The organism is Geobacter grbiciae (assembly GCF_018531165.1).
Lineage (GTDB): Bacteria > Desulfobacterota > Desulfuromonadia > Geobacterales > Geobacteraceae > Geobacter > Geobacter metallireducens.
On sequence record NZ_JAHDIW010000001.1, the window covers coordinates 654,319 to 680,320 of the forward strand.

The window sequence follows — 26,002 nt, forward strand, 5'->3', positions numbered from 1 at the left end:
TATCCAGCAATTCTAAACCTTCCTCTGGTAATTTTACGGCATGAGACAGAAGCCCTTGTCTCTCCACCATGCCCTTCGTTACCGTTGCGGGTTCTCGTCATGGGAATACTTCTCCATCAAATATTCACGCACATACGGAATACTAAACCCCTTGCCGATCACCAAGACGTACTGCGGCACCGCAAGCACTACAACCACCGCCAGGTAAACGGCGACAATCCTGCGCCGCGCCGAAATGTTCCGCAGAATGTCCCATACGAACCAAGCGACCGCCATGAGCGCATAGGGGAGCACGGCGAGGGCGGTGTTCACCCAAATGGGGCGATGAACGGCCGCCAGCGGCAGATAGGAAAGGAGAAAGAGTGCCGACAGATAACAGAGCCCTTCGTCACGTTCCCGGATGCCGCGGTACGCCGCACGACCGACGGCGGGAAGGACCAGCAGCCAGACCAGGGGATTGGTTACCACCAGGAGGATAACGGCATTTTCTTCAAATGTCGGCACATGCCGCGCTTCTCCCTCCTCTTGCTTGTTGAAGAAGATATCCTGATAGGTGACGGGGAGGATAAACCACTCATACGCCTTATGGTCTCCCACGATCGTCTTCTGGTAGCCGGTGTGCAGTTTTGTCTCCCGATACATGGCCTTCTGAAGGGCAGGCCACTCGGCCACGGAATAACCCCGGCCGAACCAGGGGAAGAAGGTGATCAGATAGATCGTCACGGGCAGGATGACCAGGGAGGCGAAGAGGAACAGCATCTTCCCGGCAAAGGATGCACGGTTCGCCCGGCCACTTCTAAGCACATGGACGAGCAGCATGCCCGTGGGAATGATCTGGAAGAGCGCGCTCCACTTGGACGCCAAGCCGAAACCGAACAGGACTCCCGCTACGATCAGCCACAAGGGGTTTCGGCTGTCAGTGAATCGGTAGGCACACAAGATGGCAGCCAAGGGGAAAAACGCCAGGTAAATATCGTTGATCGCCTGTCGGGAAAAATCTATGGCAAGGGGGTCCAGCGCCCAAAATAACGCCGCGATCAGAGCGATCGTGCCGTTGCGGAAGATCCGCCGGCCAACCAAGGCCATGAGCGGAACGGTGAGGGTCCCGAAGAGGAAACTCCACCCCTTGATCCCCCAGACCCCGCTGCCGAGCAGTTTCATCGACCAATAGACAATGATGTTGCGCAGTTCGGGATGGTTCCACATGGTTGGCCCCAGTTGGCCTGATTCCTTGTAGTTGATCGCCGTGATGGCCACCCAAAAGTCATCCAAAGCGACCGGCTGCGATGGAAGCAGAAATATCCGCAGGATGAATCCCAGGAATGTGATCAGCAGGGTAAGCTGCACGAAACGTTTTTCGTTCACGGTAGTACTCGCCCTTGCATCCTCATCAGCCCGGCGAACCGCTCCAGCTTCGTCCGTTCCGTTGCCGAGACTGATGTGTCCCCGGTCTGGCTGCACAGGATGACGCAGTCGGTAGTCAGGCCGGACTGCATCAGTTGCCGAAGGAGGATTTCCGGCTCATCTGCCCGAAAATAGTCCGCATTCACATAGAGCAGCACTGGCTCCCGGCCGGCGCGGAAATGCTCCGCCGTAGTGAAGGTGCGGGGAAAGCCGTGGTGGGTCATGAAAATTTCCCCGTCTCGGAATTTCACGTTCCTTGCCTGCGGCGCCTGTACCGCAAGCTGCGAAAAACCGGTTTTGCCAAGCACCGCGGTAATCTGCCGCGCAATGCCGCTCAGATCGGCGAAATAGAGAATATTATCCGCCGACAGATACTCCCGCTCTTGCTTCTCGGCAAGGTTATAGAGTTTCAGGGGGTACTGCCGGTACAGGGGAGCTTCAAAATATTGGGACGGGTCGATCCGTTTCCACTGTTCCCCGATAAAGACGACGGTCCTCCCTTTATACCCCCGTTGTTTCCAGAGGCGAAAGGCTTCCTGAGGCGTTGCCGTCAGGGCAATTTCCACCCGGGGATCGCCCAACGCCCCCGCCGTACCGAAGATCCGGGCGCTTCGGCCGTGGCGGTCAAGTCCACCGACGACAACTACCGCCAGCAGCACGATAACGGCAGAATAATAAAAGGGGGTGCGTCCGTTCATCATGCCCTACCGGTGCGCCACCGGCGGAGAAGACACCGCGTGCCTGTCTCCATCAAACCGGCGCGGCTCCACTGCCTGTCTCGGCTTTTCCTCGGAACCGGTTGTTATCTCGATGAGCAGCCATCGGCCGTTCTGATTCTCCAGGGTGTACTCCATGAGGTGAGCCACATCCCTGGCTTCCTCTCTCTTTGCTCCCGTCGAGATGTCGTTATAGGCAAAGTCCCACAGCTCACGGGTCTTCACTACGGCCCTGCCGGCCTTGGGGAATGAGACATCAGTAAAATTCATCTTTGTCAGGCGGGAGGTCATCCTGACCCCACCTTCGCCGATGGCCGCCATGTGATAATACGCCTTCTCCGCCAGCCTGACCGAGGCAACCTCCTGCAGAGGGTTCATGTTCATGCGCTCGTAGCCGTACACGAGGAGTTGATTATAGCGAACGATGACGTTCTTCACCGCGTCTTCCGGCGTTTTGCCGGTAAACTCGACATTTGGGGGAGGAATATCCGCCGGCCGTGAACTCACAGGCTCCTTTGCTTCCTCGCTGCAGGCTCCGAGCATCAGGCACAGCATCAGGATGGCGAGAATTCGTCCTTTCATTTAAAATACTCCGCGTGGATCGAGGATTCGATAAGAGGTGTGTAAAAGAGCGATAGAAGTACCAGCGCAAAGCAGAGCACGAACAGCCAGGCGGCCCGCTCCCCCTGCCAGCCGAAGAAACGCCGCAGGTGGAGGTAAATGCCGAACAGGACCCAGGTAATGAGCGACCAGGTCTGCACCGGGTCCCAGTTCCAGAAGATGTTCCAGGACTGGTAGGCCCAGATGGAGCCCGCCAGCATCCCGATGGCCCAGAAGGTAAAGCCGAAGCCGGCGAAACGGTAGGCATAGAGGTCGATGACCGGCAGTTCCGGGAGGGAAGTGAAACGCTTAAGCCTGTTCCTGCGCTTCAGCAGGTAGAAAAGCGAAAAGGCAAAGGCAATAACCAGGGCAGAGAAGGCGATGTAGTAGAAGAGGATGTGGAACACCAGCCAGATGCCCCTGAAGGTAGGAGGGAGCCGCTTGATTTCCGGACGGAAGAAGAGGCCGGCGGCAATCATGATGACCGATGCCGGATAGACCACGATACTCGCCGACTTGGCGCGCGGATAAAACCAGGCGAACACGAGATACGTGGCGACCAGGAGCCAGGCGTATGCGGAAAGCACCTCGAAGCGGTCAATGTACGGCCCATGGCCGACGATCCGCCACCAGACGAGCAGCCCGATGCCGTGCAGCAGAAGGCCTGGGAAAACGGTTACATCCCCGCACCGCTGCGCTTTCTCATTCTGGAAGAACGCGCCATAGACCACCATGATGGTCGCGACAACGTAAAAGAGGACGCCACCCCAGTGGAGTCCCGTAACCAGCGCAAACGAACTGTTCATCTCTTCTCCTCGCCTTTGCAGAGGGCCAGTATCCTGTCCCCTTCCTCCCGGTAAAATTCGGGAAATCTCGTCGCCCGCCAACTGACAGTGTACCCCGCTTCAGTACGCCGTAACACTACTTCGCGCGGCACGATGAAAAATGCCAGCACCCCACCACACAACAACAGGGCAAAGCCTGTAAAGATGCCCGCCGTCCCCCTGCTCCCCTCGAACAGAATATCGGTCCACCAGTTGATGCCCGCCAGTCTCACCGTATAGGGCCCCAACGGGACAGCTTGGTCATTCGACAGCGAGGTTTCCGCCACGAACTGTTCGCCGTCGTACAACCGCAGGATCAGTTGCGGGGTGTCCGGCATGATCCGGCTTTTATCGGCATTGGCATAGTACTTTGCCTTGAGTATGTACCGCCCCTCATCCAGCGGGAAGGTGCCGTAGCTTGCCCTGTCCCGACGCGGGGGCATCGGCAGATGGAGCACCTTGTCGAAGCCTCCGGACGGCCCGCCCCTGAATTTGAGCAGAAAAGCGTTGCCGAAGGCGCTCTGCTGGTAGACGATGAGACCGCGATAGGGCTTTTTATGGCTGAGGGCCACTTGTATATCTCGCGGCGCATTGTGCCTGTCAAAAAAAACCAGGTTCGATGTCAACGCCTTGAGCTGGTCCTCTTCCCAGAACTCCGGCTCCAACCGAACCAGGGCAATAGCCGCGGGAAGAGGCAGCGACCGCCCCAGGAGCCCGCGCCGCTCGGCGTACCCTCCCTCCTTCAGGACAATCCGCTCACCCGCAACAGCCCGCACGATGACCCGGTGCTCGGTCAAAACATAGATGAGGACACAGAGGACGGTGAGCGTCATCCCGAAATGGAGGAGGAAACTCCCCCAGTGGCCAACGGATGCCTTGACATAACGGGTACCCCCGGGTCCGTCAGCGAAACGTCGATACCCTTCCCTTCCGAGCAGTTTCTGGACCTGTTCCGCCGACAGGACACAAGGGCCCCCCACCACTCCCCCCCCAAAAGGCAGCTGGAACATCCTCGCACGGGAAATCCTGAACTGCTCGACGGTAGAGAAAAGCAGGGAGATTACGAACAGGGCCGAAAGCGCAACAAACCACCAGGTGGAAAAGACGTGGTGCAGCCCCAGGACGTTCACCAGGAACGAACGGGATGCCTCAGCCACAGGCTGCCCCATGCCACCGCCGGGCTGAAGGGCACCGGACTGGGGGACGATATTGGCAACCGTCAGGCTGGCCGCGAAAAGCAGGAGCAGGGCCATCACGGTGAAGCGGGCGGTGAAAAAGGTTTTGATGCTTTTCAGCATGTCAGCAGGCATCTATGCCGCCATCCTGTCAAAATAGCGTCGGGCTGGCATCATTCGTCGTTGACCGCCCGGTTCTTCATCATCAACTCCTCAATCTTTGCCGGAATCCTGCCGAGTGTTCCGGCCCCCAGTTTCTTGACGATGAAGGAACTGGACATGATGAGCCGCATGGCCCGCATGAGATAGTCGCGCTTGAAATCATCCTTGAGCCCGATCACCTCTGTCAGCTTCCGCATGTAGAACTTGCGGTAGCAGTCGACAATGGCCACGTCCACATGGAGAAGGCTCATCCGCTTCGGCTCGATGACCGGGTCGATCAGATTGTACCTGGCATAGTCATGCACCCTGATGTACGGCTTCACTTCGTCGTAGAGGTCGGCGTAGGGCCACGGGGTGATGGCGAGGAAATGGGCGTTGTCGGGGTTATAGTACTGGGCGAGCTTCAGGGTCCGCTCGATGCTCTTCTTCGTATCATGGGGAAAGCCGAGGACGAAGGAGGTCTCGGTGATGATCCCGTGTTCGTGGATGAGATCGAGGGCCAGCTTGGATTGGTCGGCGTCGATGTCCTTTTTGATCAGGTCAAGGGTTTCCTGGTCGGTGGCCTCGATGCCGAGGTAGATGTGGACCACGCCGGCCTTGCGGTACTTCCGGAGGATGTCCCGGTCCCGGACGATGTCGGGGGCCCGGGTCTCCATGAGGAGATAGATGGGGAGATCCTTGGCGATGACGGCGTCGAGGAAGTTTTCCCATCGCTCCCGGTCGCTGGTCGGGTATTCGTCGGCGATGAGGAAGACGTTGACACCGTACGTCGTGTAAAGGTGTTCGATCTCATCGGCAACTTTAAGCGGATCCCGCGCCCGCCATGATTTCTGCCAGAATTTCTGCTGGGAGCAGAAGATGCAGTCGTGGGAGCACCCCCGGGAGGTGCTGACGGCGCCGAGTCGGGAGTTGGGGATGACGAAGTATTTGTAGTCCGGCCAGTCAAGGAGATCCCAGGCGGCCGGCAGGTCGTCGAGGTTGTTATGGAAGCAGCGGGAGGGGGTGACGACGGTTTTGCCTCCACGCTGGAAGGCAAGACCTGGGACGGCGGCCGGATCGGTGCCCCGGTCGATGGCCGTGAGGAGTTCCCGCAGGGTTGACTCCCCCTCGCCACGGACGATGAAATCGACGGCGCCGGTGGTCCGGAAGACCTCCTCGTAACAGAAGGTGGGATGGACACCACCGAGAATGGTGACGGTGTGCGGGTTGACCCGCTTGGCCAGTTCAAGGGTCTTGACGGCGTCGTTGATGGTGGAGGTGATGGCCGCGGTAGCAACGATGTCGGCTCCGGCAGCCCGGAAGCGCCGCTCCATCTCGGGATAACCGTGGAACTTGGTCATGGCATCGTAGATGGATGCCGTAAATCCTGCCTGCCGGGCCGCTCCCGCCAGATAGACGAAGTTGAGGGGTATCCACCGTCCGGCAACCTCCACCACCCCACAGTGGTACGGTGGGGTGACGAAGAGAATGGTTTTATCCTGTTCAATCTTGAGAGAGTTCATTTTTCACTTTCTGCTATGTTCTCTTGTTCACCGTCAGCCTTACCGCCTTCGACTTCAGCTTCCGCCATCCCCAAACACCCGCGATCACGAGGAAAACCATGAGGATGTGCTTGACGATAAGCGCCGGCACCTGCCCCTTGCCGGCGGCGTTGGCCCATTCGAAGCGGGTGTAAAAGATGGTGCGGGGGATGCCGCCGATGACGATCCAGGCCAGGGCACAGCGGGCGAAGGTGACCATCTTCCGGTAGGTCTTCAGGAAGAACTCCGCCGCGCCGGGACCGACACAGTCATCCTGCACCCGATAAACGGCGTAGAGCACGAAGGCACTGGAGGCGAGCAACGCCGTGGCCACGTCGTGGAAGTAGTTGTTCATCATAATGAGGATGCCGAGGGTCGGCGAAATAGCCATGATATCTCCACAACCATCCGGAATCAGAACGTCTTCGCCGTAATACCAGATTTGTACCAAGCTGTCACATCAAACATCATGCCATAGCGGAGTACGCACAAAAAATCGGGCACGGCGAATCACTCGTCGTGCCCAAAGCCGACATCAGCCGGCTTTCAGTCGGAGAGGGCAGCCCTACCAGGTATCGCTGCCGCCACTATGAAAGCAGCCGGAGGCGCTAAAGGTGGTCCCCCCGTTGTAGGCTTTTATGACCTGCCGCGTCTGGCCGGACACATCGCCGCCGTTGCCGTTCGGCAGATAGCGGGCCGGGGTGTTGTCGGTCCGGATGAGCCGCTTGACCTTGCCGCCGTGGGGTACCCGGATGTGGCAGGAAACACACGCAATCATAATGCCGCTAGAATAACCACTGTGCTGGCTGTTTATTCTGCTGTGCATGGTATTGCTGGAGGTGGACACCTTATGACAGTTCATACAGAAGAGGCCATCATCGGTTCCGCTGGCAATGTTATTAAGCTTGTACGTCGTACCAGTGCTCCCGCCGTTCTGGGAGGCCGAGGTAAAAGGCCACGCCTTGTTGGTACCGTTGAGCATCCACTTGACCGTAGAGCCGTGGGGGCCCTTGGAGACTATGGAGTCGGAGGCATGGCAGTCAGAGCAGGTCATTATCTGGGTTCCTACGGCAGTCCATCCCGTCTGCATAATCGTGCTTGAAAGAGCCCCTGAGCTGTTCGGATAGTTATTGAGCGATGCCACAACCGGATGACCCGACTTATTGTAGCGGTTGAATTCCAGGCCGAGGTCGGTCCAGGCAAGCGCACCAGACCCACCCCAGCTGGCGTAATTGGTGTTGGCGCCGGAGTGACACTTGAAGCAGATCTGGTATTCCGCCGTAGCCGTTCCCAAAGAATAGCCCGTTGGCGCCGTCCAGTTGGTCGTCCCATACGTGGGAATGGCTCCGGCGACCCCGCGCAGCACCGACGCCAGGGTGGCGTTGCCCGGCGTGTGGGTACCGGCCTTCGCCGCGTGGGGGTTGTGGCAGTCGACGCACTCCACATGCTTGTTGGCGCTGATATAGGCCTGGGTCTCATCGGTTGGGGACGGCCGGTGAATACCGACATATTGGGTGACGTTGTGGCCGTAGCCCGAGGTGCCCGGGTCGGCGTAGCTGAACTCCACGGCGCCGGGGAGGGTCAGGTTGCTCGGCGCGCCTCCGCCGAAGTAGTAGGAGGCGGTGTAGGAGGAGTAGGAATAAGAAGCGGTGGTCTCCAGCGCCAGGTCGACGACGATCTTCTCCCCGGCGTTCAAGGTGATCGCCCCGAGATCGACCGCGATCTGCCGGTTGGCGCCGGGGGCGCTGGCGGTCGACAGCTCGGTGGCGTAGGTTCCCTTGTTGATGATCGTCGCCCCCAGGGCATCGCCGCTGGTCCACTTGTAGACCATGTAGCGGATCCGGGCGTTCTGGCTCGTGCTGCTCTCGCGACTGTAGATGTTGATGACCCACGACCCGGCGGGAACCGTGACCGTGGTCGCGACGGCAGGGGAGACGAACTTCACCATCTCCCAGTACTTGGTGCCCGACTGGTTCGTGGTCTGGCTCTTGGTCTCGTACGAGGTCGTCGTGGACCACGGGGACATGGAGCGGATGATGTACGTTCCACCCGCGAAGGGGTCCCCGAGGTCGCCGTCGTTTGCCGGCGTATCGGGTGTCGGAGCCGCCGGGGTCTCCACGGACGACGGCTTGAAGAAGAGCTTGCTGGTGATGCTCGTGGCGCTCGGCAGACGGTAGTTCTTGTTGGCAGTGAAGAGATCCTCCGCGGCGGCGCTCATGGAGGCGACACCGTAGTAGTCCTTGCCGGCGGTTTTCTTCGGTGGTCCGCCGCCCGGATCCTGGTCGGTGATCTTGCTGTGGCAGCGGTAGCAGATCTGCTCCTCGGCCGTCTCGCCGCCGGCGGCACCCAACGAGCCCTGAAGCCGCCGGATGCCGCTGTTGTGGTTGCCGAACTGGTAGGCGGAAGTAGCGTTCATGAAGACGGATATCTCGCCCTGGAGGGCATTATGGCACTTGGAGCAGTTGCCGTTGACGACACTGCCGTCGCTCATGAACTTGGCCGGCACACCGTACTCGTGGCCGGAGCTTGAGTAGTTGGCCAGTGTAATCGTCGGTGTCACGGTCACGCCGGTATCATTGCGACGCATGGTCGTGTCCTTGGTCTTGGCATTGGTGTGGCAGCTGATGCAGATGCCGCCGGAGCCGGTCGACTGAAAGTCGGTGTTTGTGTAGCCGGATGCCGTTGTTGGAGAGGTGCCGATGTCAGTCCGCAGGTTGTAGGCCCTGCCCGATGAACTACCGTTGATGTCCGGACTGAAGATGTTGTGGTCCACGTGGCACATGGTGCAGCGGCGGTTGATCATGTTGGTGCCGCCGGTGGTGGCGTTGCCATTCGGCGCCGAGGTCGGGTAGCCCGTCGAGTAGTTGCGCATGGCATGATGGAACGTGTCGGTTTCCTGCATGTTCATGCTGTGGCAGTCGATGCACTTGTAAGCGCTGTTCCATGCGACAGAGGCGGCCGCCCTCGTTTCCGGGAGACCGGTGGCGGAGTCGAGGCCAATCGGGTGGCAGGAGACGTTGGAGCAGGTGCTGCCGCCCGCGTTATAAGTATACGCGACCGTAACCTTCGTGGAGTTCATGGTGTTGTCGCCGTCGCGGAAGGAGGAGCTGAAGACGCCGAACCGGACGGAAGAGACATCGTACGCCTTGTTCACGTGCTTGGTCGCGTCGGTGATGGTGGTGCTCGTCGTCGTGGCGGCATGGCAGTTGTTACACTGCATGTAGGTACCGGTGAGGGAGCCGACCTTCGTGTGCTTGTCGTGGGCGTTCCCCTTGGGCGAACCCGTGGCGTAGAGCGGCGCGGCCTTGCGGAAGTCGGATCCGTAGGTGCCGTTGCCGTGGCAGGCGTTGCAGGCCAGCGGGCCGGCGGTGCCCCAGTTGACGGTGGTGTTGGCCGTGATCGTGCCGCTCGCCACCGCGGTGCCGTCAGAGTGGCAGTAGGTGTTGGCGCAAGTGCCGACCGGCGAGCCGGGGATCTTGGATTTCGGGGTGGATCCGGCATAGGTGGCGGCATTATTGACCCAGGCGCTGAACTGGACGTCCACCAACCGGTTGACGTGGTTTGCGCGGTTGGCGATGGTCCGGCTGTTGGAGGCGGTGGCGCTGTGGCACAATGCGCAGTCGAAACCGTAGCTTTGCACGTGCATGGTGTGGGAATAAGTCGCCATCTTGTTGATGGCGCCGTTGTCGCCGTTGTGGCAGCCGGTGCAGGTGGTATCAAGCGATCCTCCCCAGGTGGCGACGATGTTCGACGCGACCGGAGTCGTCGAAGTCCCTTGGCTGTGGCAATAGGTATTGGCGCATGAGGCATAGGCACTGCCAGGATTCTTGGACATGGGAGACGCAATACCGTTATAAGTGCCATTCACGGCAGTGGTACTGTTGTTGAAGGCTATATTGACGGCCTTGTTGACGTGCTTCGTCTTGTCGGTGATGGTAGCGCCATCGGTGGTGGTCGCGGCATGACACTTGCGGCAGCTCAGGTTGTAGGTGGAGCCGCTGATATGCGTGCCATGGGTGCCGGTGGCGATTGCGCTGCCGCTGGCTGTCGTATAGCCGTGGCATGTCTTGCAACGGGTATTGGTGGCTGAATTGGTCACGGTGGCCCATGAAACAGCAGCACCTGTCCCGCCTGCACCGTTAGAATGGCAATAGGTCTGGTTACAGACCGTATTGCCGTTTGACCAGGCAAAACCGTTGTCAGCCGTCCCGGCCGTGCCGGTGTAGGTGTAGGCAGGCTTTTTCCCCGGTGAGGTGTATCCGAAGAAGACCTGGGCGCGGTAGGGATTGCTGGCGTAGCCGCTGACGTGGGTTGCCGATGCCGGATTGTGGCAGGAGGCGCAGCCGAAGCGGTACGTGGTCGTGCTGCCGCTCAGGTTGCCAGTGGAATAGTTGGTGTATTTTGAAGGGAGTGTGGTTGTGTCTTCCACATGCAGTGTGTGGGCGCTTACTCCGGTGCCCCAGTTGTTTACCCCTCCGCCGCCACTGGTGCCGTCATTGGCGCTGTGACAGGAGTTGCAGTAGGCGGTTCCCCCCCAGGCCAGCGATGCGCCGGCGCCGTGGCAGTAGGTAGATGAGCATTTCTTCAGGGCGCCATCGTAGGTGCCTGCTGCACTGTTGCCGCTCAGATTGAAGAAGACATTGCGCCCCCCGTTGGTGTGATAGCTAGGGGTGGTCGGCCGGATACTCGTGTTGTTCTTGGTGGTCTTCTCGTGGCACTCGTTGCAGGCGATGGCGCTGCTCGTGACGTGTTTCGGGTGGCTGTTGGAGGTGGCGGAGCCGACCGCTCCGGCATTGGTGTAATCGGGCATGCCGTTGCTGGTGGAGCGGCCATGGCACGAGTTGCACGAAAGGCTTCCCGTCCACCCCTGGCGGACATAGACGCTCCCGCCGTAGACACCGGGGAGATTCCCGGCGGCAACGCTCGTGTTGCCGGTGGAGTGGCAGTAAAGGTTGCGGCAGGTGGTTATGGCCGAGGAGTAGGTGCCAAACGGGTTGGTCGGGGCGAACTTCACGTCCCGCACCTTGTTCACGTGGCTCGTCAGGTTGGTGAAGGTCGGAGCGATCGTGGAATTGGCTGTCACTTGAACCTTGCCACTGTGGCATTCGGCGCAGGCGAAGCGGTACGGACTAGCGCTCCCCACGTGCTTCGCGTGCGGGGTGGAGGCTGGCGGGGCGGCGGCAGTGACGCCGTGACAGGTGCCGCAGGCACCGCTGGTGGCGTTCCCCCAGGTGGGGGTGGCGTAGGTCGTTGGGGTCGCCTTCCCGTCCGAGTGGCAATAGACGTTTGAGCATGTGCTGTAACCGGTGCCAGGGGTGAGGCTTGCGGCGTTGTAGGTGGCGGTGGCGCCGTAGTAGTCGGGAATACCGACGTTGATCTCGTAGTTGGCGTGCTTGGATGGCATCAGGTTATGGCATACTGTTGAGCTGCAGGCGTTCGGCGCGTAGCCGGTGAGTGTGTAGGAATGGCACGCGGCGCACTTGCGCTCCGCGCTGACATTGCCCGTCCCCAGGTCGAACGTGAGATGCCGGGTGTGACTACCGGTGGTCAGGGGGGTGGCTGTTCCAAGGCCGAAGCCGGAGGCGTCATGCTTCGTCTGGATGCCGTGGCAAGTGCCACATTGGCCGGTACTCCCAGTCCCCCAGGTGGGACTCTGGTAAGTGGGCGGCCATGTCCCGCCGTCTCCTTGGCCGCTGGAGTGGCAATAGACAGTCGTGCACTGGCCGACTGCGGAACCGGGGGCTTTCGTCGACGGTGAGGCGGGTTTGGCGAGCTGTGTATTGTAATAACCGGCGGCGGCAGAGGAGGTGTTGTTAAAGGCGACCGTCACCTGCTTGTCCACATGGTTGACGGTGCTGACTATCGTCATGCTGCTGTTGGTGGTGGCGGCATGGCACTTGACGCATTTGATTTGGGTGTAGCCGAGAGTCATGCCGTCGACGTGCCCCCGGTGGCTGCCGCTTATGATGACGTCGCCGGACACTTTGTCCGCCTTGTGGCACCCCTTGCAGGTGAGGGAACCGCCCCAGGAGGCACTGTTGTTGGGAAGGTCGAAGCTGCTCGCCTTGTTCCCCGGGCTGTGGCAGTAGAGGTTCTTGCAGGTGCCGTTGCGGGGCGGGCTCTGGCTCGGAAGGTAATTGGGGTAGTTTGTATTGCCGGTGTAGCGGCCAAAGCCGCTGTTGGGCGCGGAGGTGAAGGCGACGACAAGGGCTCGGTTGCCGGCGCTCGTGGCATGGGTGAAGGGCTTCGCCTCGGTGGTGTGATCGGGATGGCACTTGGCGCAGGAACTGGTGGTAAGGCCATAGTAGTCGCCGTGTTTCTTGCCGCTTCCCGATGGGGCGGGATGGCTCCCGTCGGCCGGCGCTGCGCCGTGGCACGTGCTGCACGTGGTCAGGGCGGGGTCAGCTCCCCAGGTGGGGGTGGCGGCCTCAAAATGGCAGTTGACGGTGGAGCAGGTGCCGAGGGTAGGCGTGGCACTCTGGGCGAAGGAGGTGCCGCGGCTGTAGGTGCCGGTGGCGGGTGAACTGTTGATGTTTGTGGCAATAGAGACCTGACCGTTGCGGTGGGCGTTTGTATAGGACGCAGCCCCTGCACCGTGGCAAACCTCACACGTTCCTGGTGTGGCTCCGCTCCCCATGTGGGTCCGGTGGTTCCCCTTGAACGCACCGGTAGAGATGTTGCGGTAGGCAGCATCATCGGGGCGATAGTCCCCGGTCGCATGGGTCCCGTGGCAATCGTAGCACTGAATGGCAGCGTCGGACAGTCCTGCAAGAAAAAGGACCGTAATCGAAGCGACCAAGAGAAATACCGAAATCTTCCTCGAACGTCTTCCCGCCATAAGCGCTAACATCGCATGCTCTCCGCTAAATAGCCCAATTGTATGATTGTTATGGGCAGAAAAGGACATTTTTGTGAACAAGTTCAAAAAAACGCCGTCATTTAACCATAGAAACCACTTCAGGCCACCGACACAAATGGCATGGAAATTGAGCGTACAACGATTGTTGCACACCATACTGGTAAGAAAAATGAGTGGTCTTTTTTGATCAATGCAATAAACATGCTAGCACCAAGGTTAGGCGTCTTTTTCCTTCAGGTAGGCATCCTTGCAGTGTTCTGAGCAGAAATAGAGCGCGCGGCCGTGCAGTTCGATCCTGCACGGGGCGGCGGTCGCCGAGATCGGCATGCCGCAGACCAGGTCCACGACGATATAGTCTTTCTGATAGAGGGGATGGGTTTCCAGCCGCAGGTAGGTATCGACGAATTCGAGGATCTTTGCTTCCACCCACCGGCCAACCGCTTCATCGGAACCTTCAAGCGGAAGGGTCGTCTCATCGTTCCGTTTGTACTCCATCAGGGTGGGAAGTATGTCCAGAGTGGAACGGACCGTCACCCCTTCGTCCGTCTCCCCGGGAAACAGGCCGATGTCGAGGGTGACTGAAGCCGGGAAGCGCGGTGTGTGGGAAAACTCGCAGGAGCAGTGGAAATCGGTGCCGGAATGCCGGTCGGAAACGACCGCGTTGTCGAATTGACGGGACAATTCCACCATCTTGGGATGGACTATGGATTCCAGGAGGCGATGGGCGGCAGTGGCAAACCGCTCACGTTGATCCAGCATCTCCTTCATCGTGCTGTCGATCTGCTGCTGTCTCTCTGCAAGTTCGTCCCGGTGCCTGTCGAGGCGCTTGCGAATCTTCTCAGATAGTTGTTCGGTCTCTGCCATGATGTCCCTCCCTGGCCCGATAACCGCAAGGCCGTTTCAGTCCCGAAACTTGGCGTGGCACTCGCTGCACTTCCCTTCGGCCTTCTTGAAGGCAGCATTGGCGCCAGCAAGATCACCTTTTTTCGCCAAGGCCGCCGTTGCTGTTACCTCCGAACTGAAGGCATCGGCGATTTTTTTGAATGTGTCGATCTTTTTCAGGTTCTTGTGGGGCTTCGCTTTCTTCAGGTCAGGAATGGTTGCAGCAATTTTCCCCGCCTCCGCCTCGACTGTCGTGGCATCCCCTCTCTCAAGCGCACTGTTGATCTTCGCCTGAACCTGTGCATACAATGGGCATCATCTTGTGGAGTTTGCTCATCCGGGCATCGTGGTGTTTCTCTCCGTGCTTCTCACCCTCATGGGCGAAGGCGCTTCCCTGAAGCAGCACAAGAATGCAGCCCGCCAGCATTATTGCTTTCATCGTTTTCGTCCTCTTCTGAATCGTATCAGTGCTCCTGCACTTCGAGTGAAAATTCCCCGGTTCCGTCAGCAGAACGGCCCAACTTGTCGGTTACCTTCCAGCGGACCTTTACCGGCAGTCCAGCTTTGAACTTGGACGGATCCTTCGGCTTCAGAACCGCCGCCATGTCGAAGACCGAATGATAAACGTCGCCCTCAAACCGATTATTGTCTGCACCGGTTATGCTCAACTCCTTAATCTCCAACGGCCGGTCGAAGAAGATATTCACCTCTTCAACCTCCTTTGCCCCCTTCTCCTTCATGGCAGTGACGCTCAGAAGGCGAGGGGGAGAGGGTGGGAGAACGGTGCTTTCCTCCGGTTTCAGCGGCTGGCGTTCCAGACCTCCATGGCCGAGGAACTTCGCAACGTCTTTGCCGTCAGCGGCGCCGCTTTCTTTCCCTTCGATCTGCATCCGCACCTCCCTAACTCCGCTGAACTGGGAAAGGGTGAGGGCAACCGCATTGAGAAGGGCCTTTTCAACCGAGGCATCGGCCTTTGTATCAAGGATTTCCCTGCTGAAGTTCACGGTTATCACGCCATCCCGTTCAGCAAGACCGAGGATGCGCGTCCCGGGAGCAAATGGCTGGAGGAATTCGCCCTTGTAGCTCCCCACATCCATGCCGCCAAGCAGACGCTCTGTCGCCACTTTCTTCAAGGAGTTCTGGTCGAAGGTGAAGAACGGAAACGGAACCACTCTGCCAGGTTCCGTGGCTGAGGGGAAGTAAATGACGAAGGCGTAACAGGTACCCTTGTCGGTTGTGGGAGCGGGGCCGAAATACTTTTCATAGGCCGCCGTGGCCGAAACGCGGACCTGTTTTGTCGGAGAAGCTTTTTGCTCCTTCGTACAAGAGGTTATGGCAATGAGCACAAGCACTGCCACTACCAACAAGCGAAACGTTCTCATAAAACACTCCCGATGAAAAAGGGGCGACCGGATAACCGGGTCACCCCTGGTGTTGACTTACTCGTCGATCCTCCTTACTTCACTACGTACCAGAACTTCGAGCTTCTCACTTTGCCGTCGGCCAGCTTGAACTTGGCCATGACGCCATATTCCCCTTTTTTTGAAAGGTCGAAATCGGCGCCGAAGTGTCCCTGCATCGCCATCAGGTCCTTGACCTGCTCGGACTTGTCGGGGCCCTGGACTTTGACCTTAACCTCTCCTTCGGTGAGCGCCTTGCCGCTCTTCGCATCCTTGAACTCAACGGCGATGTGGTGGGTCTCCTTCATCCCCTTCGGCATTTCCATCTTCATGGCTTTCATGTGCTCGGCCATGCTCATCACCTTGAAGGTGGCTTTCACTCCGTCCACTACCTCCTGATGGGTGATGTCCCCCTTGTGCTCCATGTGTGAACCGTGCTCCATCTTCATGGAGCCATGGTCCATCTCCGCGTGGGAAACAAGGGGGGCCGCCAGGGCCAGGGTTGCCACTGCGATTACTGCTGCCAATTTCTTCATTGTTCGTTCTCCTTTTCCATTGTGTTTTGTTGCCTGCTCTCCTGCGGCTTCGAGATGGCGTGAAAAGCGAAGCCGCCTCAGTGTTTCATTCCTGAATACTTCAGTTTCCCCTTCTTGAGATCGTGCTTTTTCATCAGCACGAAGATGACTGGGGTCATGATGAGGACATGGATGGCCGAGGAGATCATTCCGCCGATCATGGGTGCCGCGATGGGCTTCATGACGTCGGCTCCGGTGCCACTGGACCACATGATAGGCACGAGACCCAAAAGGGCCACCGCTACGGTCATGAGCTTTGGCCGCAGCCGCAGCACTGCCCCCTCGAAGGTGGCGTCATAGATGTCCTGCTCGGTACATGGCCCGTTGATGAGTTTCTTGTCCAGGGCTTCGTGGAGGTAGATGACCATCACCACCCCGGTTTCCACCGCCACCCCGTAAAGGGCGATGAAGCCAACCCAGACCGCCACCGACATGTTGTAGCCGAGGGCCTTAACCAGGTAGACCCCCCCCACCAGGGCGAAGGGGACCGAGAGCATGACCATGCTCGCCTCCAGGGCCGAGTGGAAGGTGAAGTAGAGGAGGATGAAGATGATCAGCATCCCCGCCGGCACGAGGATCTGGAGCCGCTGCTTGGCCCGGACCTGGTTCTCCCACTGCCCGGACCACGCCACATAGTAGCCGGCCGGGAGCTTCAGCTTCTTCTCCAGCACCTGCTTCGCTTCGCCCACGAAACCACCCATGTCGCGCCCCCGGACATTGAGAAAGACGATGGAGCGGAGAAGCCCCCCCTCGCTGTTGATCTCGGGCGCGCCGGTGGAGACCTTGAGCTTCGTCACCAGGGAGAGCGGCACCTGGGCGCCGTTCATGCCGCCGATGAGGATCCGCTGGATGGCCGGGATGCTGTCCCGATAGTCGCGCATGTAACGGATCCGGATCGGGAAGCGGTCTCGCCCCATGACTGCGGTGGTCATCATTTCGCCGCCAAGCGCCGTCTCTATTACGTCCTGGATGTCGCCCACGTTTACCCCGTAGCGGGCGGCGGCCTCCCGGTCGATGTCGATGTCGATGTAGTTGCCGCCGGTGACCCGCTCGGCCACCACGTCGGCCGCGCCGGGAACCGTCTTCAGGATCCCTTCGGCCTGGACCGCTAAATCCTTCAGGACGTTCAGGTCGTTGCCGAAGATCTTCACCCCCAGGTCGGTCCGCACCCCGGTGGAGAGCATGTTGATCCGGTTGATGATCGGCTGGGTCCAGCCGTTTCTGACCCCTATCTGCTGGAGCTTGGCGTCCAGCTCGGAGACGATGTCGGCCTTGGTGACCCCGGCGCGCCACTTCTCCTTCGGCTTGAGGATGATGATGCTCTCGAACATGGAAACCGGCGCCGGGTCGGTGGAGGTTTCGGCCCGTCCCACCTTGCCGAGGACGTGCTCCACCTCCGGAACGCTCTTGATGATCCTGTCCTGCACCTGGATCAGCCGCTTCGCTTCGGTGATGGAGATGTTGGGGAGCGTCACCGGCATGTAGAGGAGCGACCCTTCGTCAAGGGGGGGCATGAACTCGGAGCCGAGGGACATGAACATGGGTACGGCGATGGCCAGGGCCGCAATATTGAGGGCTATAGTGGTCTTTTTCCACTTCAGCACCCACTTGATGATCGGCGAATAGAGCCGGATGAAGAACATCGAGACCGGGTTGGCGCTCTCCGGCGGCATCTTCCCCCGCATGAAGAAGTACATGAGGACCGGAACGAGCGTTATGGCGATGAAGGCCGAGCCGACCATGGAGAAGGTCTTGGTGAAGGCAAGCGGGTGGAAGAGCTTACCTTCCTGCCCCTCCAGGAGGAAGACCGGCACGAAGGAGAGGACGATGATTGCCAGAGAGAAGAAGATGGCACGCCCCACCTGCTTGGCGGAAGAGATTATCACCTCTAGCCGTTTTTCCTTGCGCTCCTCCGGCGGCAGTTCGGAGAGATGCCGGTAGCAGTTCTCCACCATGATGACCCCTGCGTCCACCAGCACGCCGATGGCGATGGCGATCCCCCCCAGGGACATGATGTTGGAGGTTACCCCCATCAGCTTCATGGTGATGAACGAGATCAGCACCGCGATGGGAAGCGTCAGCACGATCACCAGGGAACTCTGGAAGTGGAGGAGGAAGGCGAGAATGACGAGGGAAACCACGATGGATTCTTCCAGCAGCGAGTGTTTCAAGGTGTCCACGGCCCGCATGATCAGATCGGAGCGGTCATAGGAAACCATGATCTTCACGCCTGGCGGGAGCCCCTGCTCCAGGGACTTGATCTTCTCCTTCACCCGATGGATGACGTCGTGGGCATTTTCGCCGTAGCGCATGACCACGATGCCGCCGACCGCCTCTCCCTCGCCGTTCATGTCCAGGAGTCCGCGGCGGATGGCGCCACCCAGTTGAACGGTGCCGAGGTTTTTCACATAGACCGGTGTGCCGCGCATGTCGGCCCCGACGACGATATCCTCCAGGTCCTTGGTGGACTTGATATACCCCTTGCCGCGGATCAGGAATTCGGCGTCGGCCTGCTCCAGGAGCCTCCCCCCCACGTCGTTGTTGGAGCGCTTGACCGCCTCCATGACCTGATCGACCTTGATGTTGTAGGCAAAGAGCCGGTTGGGGTCCAGGTCGATCTGGTATTCGCGGACGTACCCGCCGATGGAGGCCACTTCGGCCACGCCGGGGACGGTGTTCAGCTGGTAGCGGACAAACCAGTCCTGGAGGGTCCGGAGCTGCTCAAGGTCATACCCCTTCCCCTCCAGGGTGTACCAGAAGACGTGGCCGACGCCGGTGCCGTCGGGCCCCAGGGTAGGTCGGACGTTGGGCGGCAGGAGCGAGGCGGCGTAATTGAGACGCTCCAGCACCCTCGTTCTCGCCCAGTAGATGTCCGCCTTGTCCTCGAAGATGACGTAGATCATGGAGAAGCCGAAGGCGCTCGACGCCCGGACGGCGCGCACCTGCGGGAGCCCCTGGAGGTTCACCGCCAGGGGGTAGGTCACTTGGTCCTCCACCACCTGGGGCGAGCGGCCGGGGTATTCGGTGAAGACGATCACCTGGTTGTCGGAGAGGTCCGGGATGGCGTCCACCGGGGTTTTGTAGACCGCCCAGACCCCCCAGGCAATGATCAGAGCGAAGATCATCAGGATGATCACACGGTTGCGGGCGGAATATTCGATGATTCTTTCAATCATTGAGAACCTCCGGGACCGGGGACCGGGGACCGGGGACCGGCAAAAGCCTTTAAAAGCGCATTTACCGGTCCCCGGTCCCTGGTCCCGGATCCCCGAATTAATTACATTTTCATGTCATCCATGTTCAGGCCGTCTTTCTTGGGGGCCGCGGGTGCGCCATGCCCTTCGTGGCCACCCGGCGCGGTGGAGGCGTCCCCTTTTTCGTCCGGCTTCGCTCCCGACTGCCCGCCGTGGCCGGCATGGCCGCCGCCGGTTCCTTTGAGCTGCGACTCGGAATCGATCAGGTATGAGCCGCTTGACGCCACCTTTTCTCCCGCCTTCAGCCCGGAAAGCACCTGGAGCATATCCCCCACCCGGGCGCCCACCTTCACGTCTCGTGGCTCGAACATTCCCGGCGTCATCTCGACCCAGGCCACCTGCCGCGTGCCGGTGTCCATCACCGCGGTCACCGGCACGGCAACGGCGCTGCCGAGCGGCACCTTGACCGATGCGTTCACGAACATGTCCGGCTTGAGCTTCATGCCGGGGTTGGGGAGCTCCACCCGCACCTTGACCGTCCGTGTCTTGGGGTCGAGGAAGGGGTAGACGAACGACACCCGGCCGGAGAAGGTCTTACCGGGCCAGGACTGGGAAACGATATCGACCCGTTGGCCAAGTTTTATGAAGGAGAACTCGTTCTCGTAGACCTCCACCTCAACCCAGACCGTGGAGAGGTCAGCGATGTTGAAGAGGGGGTCCCCCGTATTCACGTACTGTCCTTCCAGCGCCATCTTTTCGATGACGACACCGGAGAGGGGCGTATAGATGGAGAGGCGAATGTTCGGCTGTCCCGCCTTTTCCAGTCCGGCGATCTGCTGCTCCTTAACACCCAGGAGGAGAAGCCGCTGCCGGGCCGAGGCAACGAGTCCCTCACCCCCTTGAGATATTGAGGCGATGGATGAATCCTTTAGCCGGTCGCGGCTCTTGAGAGCCAGAAGGTATTCCTGCTGGGCGGAGACGAGATCTGGAGAGTAAACCTCGGCCACCGGTTTTCCCTTGGACACGTACGCGCCGACGGTGTTGACGTGGAGACGGTCGATGCGACCAGCCACCCACGCGGTGACCTTCGCCTGGCGGGACTGGTCGTACTGTACGATACCAACGGCATTCACCTCCTTGGTGAGGGGCATCGCCTTCGCCTCCACGGTGGCGACGTTGGCCATCACCTGCTGGGTGGGTGAAAGGGAGACGTGGCCGAGCATCTCGAGCTCTTTGGCATTGGCCTGGGCTCCCTCCACCTTCTTGATGAGCTGCATGCCGCAGATGGGGCAGGTGCCGGGTTTGTCCTTGATGATGAACGGGTGCATGGCACAGGTGTAGAGCACCGGACCCTGGGCTGTCTTTTCACCCTGTTTTGCCCCCTTCGCGGTTTCCCCTTTCTGCTGCCACAGGTAGTATCCCCCGCCGGCCGAGGCCAGGAGAATCACTGCCACAGGAACTGCAACCTTCGCACTCAATTTCATGATCGTACCTCGCGGTTTATGGAAATATATTCAATGCATCCTGATTGACATAGCGGGTGACGCCGGGAAGGCTCCCTTAATCCTGTAATTCCTTGCCGACCAGTGCCTCAAGCTGGGCGAGACGCATCTGGTATTCGGCCAGGGATTCATAATAGTCGCGTTCATAGTTGAAAAGGGTCAGCCGGTTATCGAGCAGCGTAAGAAAGTCGACCTTGTTCACCCGGTAGCCGATGGTGGCCGACTCCAGCGACTGCTCGGCCTGGGGGATAATGCCGGTGCGGTACAGCTTGGTGAGTTTTTCGCGCCGCTCCATCTGGGCCAGATTGTCGGCAATTCCGAGATTGATGCTGTTGTAGAGAGTGTTCAGCTCCGCCGTCGCCATGGCGATCTCGGCCGAGGATTCCCGCACCATGGCATGGCGGCGCTCACGCTGGATCGGGAGGTTGAAGGTGAGTCCAAGGGCGTACATGTCGTATCCGGGATCCGCCATGGCCGGGTCACGCTGCATATACTCCAGGGAGAGATTCGCGTCGGGGAAAAACTCCTTCTCCGCCAGGCGATGCCCCGCCTCCCCCTTCCCGATCAGGGCCCGCAGGCTCTTGAGCATCGGCCGGTTTTCCTCGGCCATGGCCCGAAGCTGCTCGGGAGACCAGGTAAAGGGCTTCAGCTCAAAGTCGGCTACTTTCCCCACCGAGGTTTCGGCAGGACGGTAGAGCAGGGTGTTCAGGGTAGCCTGGAGGCTCTTTCGCCGCTGCTCCAGAGTGATCTTCATGTCGAACATCTTCGACCGCTCCACCTGGGCCTTGAAGACATCCTGCTGGGGACCTTGGCCGACGGAGTATTTCGTCTCGGCGAGGGCAATGAAGTCATCCATGATCCGGATGTTCTTCTCGACGATCTCCAACTCCTTGTCGGTAACAAAGATCTGAAAGTACGTCTCCTTCACCATCCGGGCCAGTTCCAGCTTCCGCTCATCCACCTGCCACTTGAAGGATTCGGCCTCCTTGGAAGCCACCTCGGCTTTCAGATCCCGCTTCCCCCAGAAGGGGAGCTGCTGCGAGATGCCGATCACCCGCTGGCTCATGGTGTCCCGCTGCGAGTTGAAGGGATCGCGGATCTGGAAGTTCTGCATTTTGAGCATGAGCATTGGATCATCGAGGGCGCCCGCTTGCACCACGCGGTTGCGGAACATCTCCCAGCGGGCCTGTGATGCTTTCAGCTCGGGGTTGTTTGCGAGGGCTGCCTCAACGAGATTTAGCAGGTTTTCGGATGGTTTCGCTTCCTCGGCCGGCGCCCGGTAAGGGAGTGCCAGCACCACGAGGAGCATGAACCCGATTGCGAGACGTGATTTCATGGGGTCTCCTGGAAGGTGAAGTGATGGTTATTGAACATTACATACATCATGCCAAAAGCCAAGTGCCTGATTTTATGGCTTATATTCAATCCGTACTGCTTGGCCGACTGCCGGACCGGAGAATATTCGGCAACAGCAACCGAATATTCTCTACTGCCGCGCTTGGGTGCACTCTGGTTCTTATCGGCAGGCTCTTAATGGACTTTAGATTTTTCATGAAGCAATCTTTCATTTTTTGCCGGCGGAATGATTGCGTATTTCTCCATTCGGTAGACGAGGGTATGGCGAGGGACCCTGAGAAAGCGTGCCGCGGCCGTCTGATTCCAGTTGTTCCGTTCGAGGGCCTGTACGACCGCATCGCGCTCAAGTTGTTCCAGTGAATACCCCTCGTCAGGGAGGGTCACGACTTCCTTCTGTTTCGGCCGTCGGTCGCCGCGGACCTTGTCGGGCAGATCCTCAACGGTGATGGTATCGCCGGTGCGCATGATCAGAAGGCGCTCCACGGTGTTTTCCAGTTCCCGTACGTTGCCGGGCCAGGTATACATCATCAGGGCTTCAATGGCGTTTCGGCTGAACTCCACATTCGTCCCCCCGAATTTCCGCGCAAAGTGCCTGACCAGGAGGAGGATGTCTTTCTTGCGCTCGCGCAGGGGGGGAAGGTGAAGCGGGATCACGGAAAGCCGGTAGTAGAGGTCTTCGCGAAACCCTCCTTTAGCGATAACCTTTTCGAGTTCGACGTTTGTGGCTGCCACGACCCTTACATCAAGGCGCCGGGGAGTATCTCCACCCACCGGTTCCACCACCCGCTCCTGAAGGGCGCGCAGGAGCTTGGGCTGCAATTCCAGGGGCAGTTCCCCGATCTCGTCGAGAAAGAGGGTCCCCCCATCGGCCTGCTGGAATTTTCCGGGCTTGTCCTTGATCGCTCCGGTAAACGCTCCCTTGACGTGGCCGAACAGCTCGCTTTCCAGAAGATCCCGGGGTATTGCCGCACAGTTGATGGCAACGAACTGTCCCTGGCGACGGCCGCTCAGGTCGTGAATGGCTCGCGCCACCAGTTCCTTGCCGGTTCCCGATTCTCCCGTTACCAGCACCGTGGCTTCGGTGCCGGCGACCCGACGGATGGTGTCAAAGACCATTGCCATCTCGCGGGAGGTGCCGATGATATTCTGGAAACCGATCCGGTCGGCAAGATCGTCGTGGAAGGGAGGAACGTCCGCCGCGGCGCGCTCGGTCATCTGGAGTGCCTTGGCCACGATGAGGCGCAACTCGTCCCTCTTGAACGGCTTGGTCAGATAATCGTAAGCACCGAGCTTCATGGCCTCCACCGCCGCACCAACCGCGCCAAAGGCGGTGACGATGACGACGGGGGTGGTGTAGGAGCGCTTCTTTATCTCCTTCAGCACCTGAAAACCGTCCATTCCCTTCATCTGCACATCGGTCACGACCAAGGCAGGGGTGAACCTGCCGAAGGCATCCAGCCCCTCCTCGCCCGAGCTTGCGGTGGTGACGTCGTAACCCGCCTCCTGGAGGGTGAATTCCATCACCCTCCGGAGCGAGGGGTCATCATCGATTACAAGTAGCGTGCTCTTCATCCTCAGACCTGACTATGGACCTCAGTCCATGCTCGTGACCACTTCGATTTCTCCACCGGGACGAACCAGTTCCACCCTCCCTGTGACCTCCACGGGACGGCGAAGCGTGTCATAGACTGGGCAGTGGCGCTCCACCAGTTCGGTCAGTTGGCGGATCCGTTCCGTAGGCTCGGTGGAGACGATCCGGGTGGTGTAGGTGACCCCGGTGAATCCAGCCGGAACGCCGGCCAGATTGAGAAAACCCCGGAGATCCAGATACCCTTTGGCATGGACTTCAATCCGCAGGATCTCGATGCCGAGCACCGCCGCAAAGGCCCGGAAGACGATCTCCTGACAGCTTCCGAGGGCTGCAAGGAGCATCTCCACCGGGTTCGGGGCGGTGTCATTTCCTCCCAACTCCCGCGGCTCGTCCATGGGGACACTGAAACCACGCACTTCCGACCTTGTTGTGAAACCGGCGCTGTCGGAATAGGTGGAGGCACGAAATACGGAGGTCGAGAACTGGGGAGTCTTGCGGACCGTTTCAATAAGATGCTCGATGGCATCCTTGAGTGCGTCGGACATTCTGTCAGGCTCCTCTTCCATGCGTGGTACTGCCCTTGTCATCATTTGCTGCCGAGCTGAAGGGTCTTCATCTGCATATCCATCCCCGCCTTCATGGCGGTAATATTGGCCTCGTAGGCCCGAGTGGCCGTCATCATGTCGGCCATCTCCTCAACAACGTTCACGTTCGGATATGCCACGTATCCCTGGCGATTGGCGTCCGGATGGGAGGGATCGTAGCGCAACTGAGGAGGGTTGGCATCCTCGACGATCTGAACGACCTGAACGCCGCGGGCGTTGCCTCCCCGCATGCCGTCGAGCATCGCTGAAAAACGGCCGGCATCCGGAGGAGCGGCGGCGAATACCGCGTCCTTGCGGCGGTACGGGCCACCCTCCGCCGTGCGCGTCGAATTGGCATTGGCGAGGTTGCTCGAAATCAGGTTCATCCGCGTCCTCTCGGCGAGAAGGGCCGAGCTGCTGATCATCATGGCGTTGTCGAGTGGGTCCATGGTTTCTCCTTTTGCCCAGTGAAAAAAGGTTTCTCGGCACGCTAATAAAATGCGTATAAAAAATAGCACTTAATTGCGTGGTGTCAATAAATCGACCACGTGTAACTGGTTAATATTTATAGTTGAGACTCCATAATGGACCAGAGGAGAGGAAATAACTCGTCCGGTTCGTATGGTCTATGCACGATCCCCGCCACTCCAGCCAGTGCTGCAATATTCCCGAGGGTTTCGGACGGGTCGTCGACGCCGAGAAGAACGTACAGGCCGGGCTGCGTTGCGAGTGCAGCACGGGCCAACTCGATGCCATCCATGTCGGGAAGCTGGGCATCGGCAACCATGACTGTGCAAGATCCGGCGGCAAGCTCAGTTAGAGCCTCTCTACCGTTCTCCACAAAGTCGACCTTAAAGCCGTTTTGATCAAGCAGCGCTTCAATGCCGGCGCACCGTTCCCGAGTGGTCACAAAAAGGAAGTCGCAACTTGCCTGCGAGGTCTCTTGACTTATTTCGCCTCCGTTGACTACTAGACCTGCTGTCATAATACCACCCTGCCGTCCCGGATCTGGATCGTCCGGTCGGTGTACTGGCAGTTTTCCGGGTTGTGGGTCACCATCACCACGGTCTGCCCCTCGTCGTTCAGCTCCCGGAAAAGCGCCATGACCGCCTCGCTGTTGGCGGTGTCGAGATTGCCGGTGGGCTCGTCGGCGAAGAGGATGTGCGGACGGTTGACGATGGCCCGGGCGATGGCGACCCGCTCCTGCTCCCCGCCGGAGAGCTGGTTCGGCAGGCGGTCGGATTTACCGCCGAGTCCGACCCGTTCCAGGGCCTGGAGGGCAGTTTGCCGCTTCTCCTCTCCCTTCATGGGTGCGATGGTCAGGGGAAGCATGACGTTCTCCTGGGCCGTGAGATAGGGAATCAGGTGGAACGACTGGAAGACGAAGCCGAAGTTCTCGGCCCGGAAGTCGGCCAGTTGCTCCTCGCCGAGGGCATAGAGGTCGGTTCCGTTGACTGTCACCTGCCCGCCGGTCGGATGGTTCATGCCGCCGAGAATGGAGAGAAGGGTGCTCTTTCCCGACCCCGACTGGCCCATGATGGTGATGAACTCGCCGGTTTCGATGCCGATATCGATTCCCCGCAGCGCCTCCACCGTCTCGTCGCCGCAGGAGTAATGCTTGGTCAGATTGTTGATCTCGATGAGTGCCATGGTTTTTT

Annotated in this window: 20 protein-coding genes; all 20 read right to left on the reverse strand. The window is 59.5% G+C overall.

The features are described 5' to 3' along the window. Window positions 1-78 precede the first annotated feature (78 nt). The 20 genes from KJB29_RS02920 to KJB29_RS03015 all read right to left on the reverse strand — a co-directional run bounded on the left by KJB29_RS02920 (window position 79) and on the right by KJB29_RS03015 (window position 25,994). Complete coding sequence (locus KJB29_RS02920) at window positions 79-1,365, reverse strand: phospholipid carrier-dependent glycosyltransferase (protein ID WP_215733294.1); 1,287 nt, start codon at window positions 1,363-1,365, stop codon at window positions 79-81. After that, entirely contained in the window at window positions 1,362-2,102 is a 741-nt protein-coding gene (locus KJB29_RS02925) for a hypothetical protein (RefSeq protein WP_215733295.1), read from the reverse strand. Before KJB29_RS02925 ends, KJB29_RS02920 begins: the two co-directional genes overlap by 4 nt. Window positions 2,103-2,108: 6 nt before the next feature. Next, window positions 2,109-2,702: a hypothetical protein gene (locus KJB29_RS02930; protein WP_215733296.1), complete on the reverse strand. Its 594-nt coding sequence runs from the start codon at window positions 2,700-2,702 to the stop codon at window positions 2,109-2,111. Continuing rightward, window positions 2,699-3,526 (reverse strand): cytochrome c biogenesis protein, encoded by an 828-nt coding sequence (locus KJB29_RS02935; protein ID WP_215733297.1) that lies wholly within the window; start codon window positions 3,524-3,526, stop codon window positions 2,699-2,701. The genes KJB29_RS02930 and KJB29_RS02935 overlap by 4 nt, the downstream gene beginning before the upstream one ends. Next, window positions 3,523-4,854, reverse strand: coding sequence for a cytochrome c biogenesis ResB family protein (locus KJB29_RS02940; protein ID WP_215733298.1), 1,332 nt, complete (start codon window positions 4,852-4,854; stop codon window positions 3,523-3,525). The genes KJB29_RS02935 and KJB29_RS02940 overlap by 4 nt, the downstream gene beginning before the upstream one ends. Window positions 4,855-4,892: 38 nt before the next feature. Continuing rightward, window positions 4,893-6,383: a B12-binding domain-containing radical SAM protein gene (locus tag KJB29_RS02945; RefSeq protein WP_215733299.1), complete on the reverse strand. Its 1,491-nt coding sequence runs from the start codon at window positions 6,381-6,383 to the stop codon at window positions 4,893-4,895. 13 nt (window positions 6,384-6,396) lie between these two features. Beyond that, on the reverse strand, window positions 6,397-6,792 hold the full coding sequence (locus KJB29_RS02950; RefSeq protein ID WP_215733300.1) for a hypothetical protein: 396 nt from the start codon (window positions 6,790-6,792) through the stop codon (window positions 6,397-6,399). A gap of 174 nt (window positions 6,793-6,966) precedes the next feature. Then, window positions 6,967-13,251 carry a CxxxxCH/CxxCH domain c-type cytochrome gene (locus KJB29_RS02955; protein ID WP_246560135.1) on the reverse strand — a complete coding sequence of 2,095 codons (6,285 nt, stop codon included), beginning with the start codon at window positions 13,249-13,251 and terminating at the stop codon, window positions 6,967-6,969. 225 nt (window positions 13,252-13,476) lie between these two features. After that, window positions 13,477-14,124 (reverse strand): YHS domain-containing protein, encoded by a 648-nt coding sequence (locus KJB29_RS02960; RefSeq protein ID WP_215733301.1) that lies wholly within the window; start codon window positions 14,122-14,124, stop codon window positions 13,477-13,479. Window positions 14,125-14,160: 36 nt separating this feature from the next. Further along, the gene (locus KJB29_RS02965; RefSeq protein ID WP_246560137.1) at window positions 14,161-14,451 is read right to left on the reverse strand and encodes a cytochrome c; all 291 of its coding nucleotides are present in this window, start codon (window positions 14,449-14,451) and stop codon (window positions 14,161-14,163) included. A gap of 155 nt (window positions 14,452-14,606) precedes the next feature. Next, window positions 14,607-15,524 carry a GerMN domain-containing protein gene (locus tag KJB29_RS02970; protein ID WP_215733302.1) on the reverse strand — a complete coding sequence of 306 codons (918 nt, stop codon included), beginning with the start codon at window positions 15,522-15,524 and terminating at the stop codon, window positions 14,607-14,609. A 74-nt stretch (window positions 15,525-15,598) separates the two neighbouring features. Beyond that, window positions 15,599-16,078, reverse strand: coding sequence for a hypothetical protein (locus KJB29_RS02975; RefSeq protein ID WP_215733303.1), 480 nt, complete (start codon window positions 16,076-16,078; stop codon window positions 15,599-15,601). A gap of 77 nt (window positions 16,079-16,155) precedes the next feature. Further along, a complete protein-coding gene (locus tag KJB29_RS02980; RefSeq protein ID WP_215733304.1) occupies window positions 16,156-19,293 on the reverse strand; it encodes an efflux RND transporter permease subunit in 3,138 nt (1,045 codons plus the stop codon). A 101-nt stretch (window positions 19,294-19,394) separates the two neighbouring features. Further along, window positions 19,395-20,795 carry an efflux RND transporter periplasmic adaptor subunit gene (locus KJB29_RS02985; RefSeq protein ID WP_215733305.1) on the reverse strand — a complete coding sequence of 467 codons (1,401 nt, stop codon included), beginning with the start codon at window positions 20,793-20,795 and terminating at the stop codon, window positions 19,395-19,397. Window positions 20,796-20,871: 76 nt separating this feature from the next. Then, complete coding sequence (locus KJB29_RS02990; RefSeq protein ID WP_215733306.1) at window positions 20,872-22,149, reverse strand: TolC family protein; 1,278 nt, start codon at window positions 22,147-22,149, stop codon at window positions 20,872-20,874. A 194-nt stretch (window positions 22,150-22,343) separates the two neighbouring features. Further along, window positions 22,344-23,741 carry a sigma-54-dependent transcriptional regulator gene (locus KJB29_RS02995; protein ID WP_215733307.1) on the reverse strand — a complete coding sequence of 466 codons (1,398 nt, stop codon included), beginning with the start codon at window positions 23,739-23,741 and terminating at the stop codon, window positions 22,344-22,346. Window positions 23,742-23,762: 21 nt separating this feature from the next. Next, window positions 23,763-24,305, reverse strand: a complete 543-nt coding sequence (locus tag KJB29_RS03000) for an OsmC family protein (RefSeq protein ID WP_215733308.1) — start codon at window positions 24,303-24,305, stop codon at window positions 23,763-23,765. Window positions 24,306-24,346: 41 nt separating this feature from the next. Next, window positions 24,347-24,793 (reverse strand): flagellar basal body rod protein FlgC, encoded by a 447-nt coding sequence (flgC, locus tag KJB29_RS03005; protein WP_215733309.1) that lies wholly within the window; start codon window positions 24,791-24,793, stop codon window positions 24,347-24,349. A gap of 116 nt (window positions 24,794-24,909) precedes the next feature. Further along, a complete protein-coding gene (locus tag KJB29_RS03010) occupies window positions 24,910-25,329 on the reverse strand; it encodes a response regulator (protein ID WP_215733310.1) in 420 nt (139 codons plus the stop codon). Continuing rightward, complete coding sequence (locus tag KJB29_RS03015; protein ID WP_215733311.1) at window positions 25,326-25,994, reverse strand: ABC transporter ATP-binding protein; 669 nt, start codon at window positions 25,992-25,994, stop codon at window positions 25,326-25,328. The genes KJB29_RS03010 and KJB29_RS03015 overlap by 4 nt, the downstream gene beginning before the upstream one ends. Window positions 25,995-26,002: the final 8 nt, after the last annotated feature.

Excerpts from the sequence above, each read along its gene's own strand:
- KJB29_RS02925 (WP_215733295.1), bottom strand. The coding sequence starts at position 2,102 with ATGAACGGACGCACCCCCTTTTATTATTCTGCCGTTATCGTGCTGCTG.
- KJB29_RS02930 (WP_215733296.1), bottom strand. The coding sequence starts at position 2,702 with ATGAAAGGACGAATTCTCGCCATCCTGATGCTGTGCCTGATGCTCGGA.
- KJB29_RS02935 (WP_215733297.1), bottom strand. The coding sequence starts at position 3,526 with ATGAACAGTTCGTTTGCGCTGGTTACGGGACTCCACTGGGGTGGCGTC.
- KJB29_RS02940 (WP_215733298.1), bottom strand. The coding sequence starts at position 4,854 with ATGCCTGCTGACATGCTGAAAAGCATCAAAACCTTTTTCACCGCCCGC.
- KJB29_RS02945 (WP_215733299.1), bottom strand. The coding sequence starts at position 6,383 with ATGAACTCTCTCAAGATTGAACAGGATAAAACCATTCTCTTCGTCACC.
- KJB29_RS02950 (WP_215733300.1), bottom strand. The coding sequence starts at position 6,792 with ATGGCTATTTCGCCGACCCTCGGCATCCTCATTATGATGAACAACTAC.
- KJB29_RS02955 (WP_246560135.1), bottom strand. The coding sequence starts at position 13,251 with ATGTTAGCGCTTATGGCGGGAAGACGTTCGAGGAAGATTTCGGTATTT.
- KJB29_RS02960 (WP_215733301.1), bottom strand. The coding sequence starts at position 14,124 with ATGGCAGAGACCGAACAACTATCTGAGAAGATTCGCAAGCGCCTCGAC.
- KJB29_RS02970 (WP_215733302.1), bottom strand. The coding sequence starts at position 15,524 with ATGAGAACGTTTCGCTTGTTGGTAGTGGCAGTGCTTGTGCTCATTGCC.
- KJB29_RS02975 (WP_215733303.1), bottom strand. The coding sequence starts at position 16,078 with ATGAAGAAATTGGCAGCAGTAATCGCAGTGGCAACCCTGGCCCTGGCG.
- KJB29_RS02980 (WP_215733304.1), bottom strand. The coding sequence starts at position 19,293 with ATGATTGAAAGAATCATCGAATATTCCGCCCGCAACCGTGTGATCATC.
- KJB29_RS02985 (WP_215733305.1), bottom strand. The coding sequence starts at position 20,795 with ATGAAATTGAGTGCGAAGGTTGCAGTTCCTGTGGCAGTGATTCTCCTG.
- KJB29_RS02990 (WP_215733306.1), bottom strand. The coding sequence starts at position 22,149 with ATGAAATCACGTCTCGCAATCGGGTTCATGCTCCTCGTGGTGCTGGCA.
- KJB29_RS02995 (WP_215733307.1), bottom strand. The coding sequence starts at position 23,741 with ATGAAGAGCACGCTACTTGTAATCGATGATGACCCCTCGCTCCGGAGG.
- KJB29_RS03000 (WP_215733308.1), bottom strand. The coding sequence starts at position 24,305 with ATGTCCGACGCACTCAAGGATGCCATCGAGCATCTTATTGAAACGGTC.
- flgC (WP_215733309.1), bottom strand. The coding sequence starts at position 24,793 with ATGGACCCACTCGACAACGCCATGATGATCAGCAGCTCGGCCCTTCTC.
- KJB29_RS03010 (WP_215733310.1), bottom strand. The coding sequence starts at position 25,329 with ATGACAGCAGGTCTAGTAGTCAACGGAGGCGAAATAAGTCAAGAGACC.
- KJB29_RS03015 (WP_215733311.1), bottom strand. The coding sequence starts at position 25,994 with ATGGCACTCATCGAGATCAACAATCTGACCAAGCATTACTCCTGCGGC.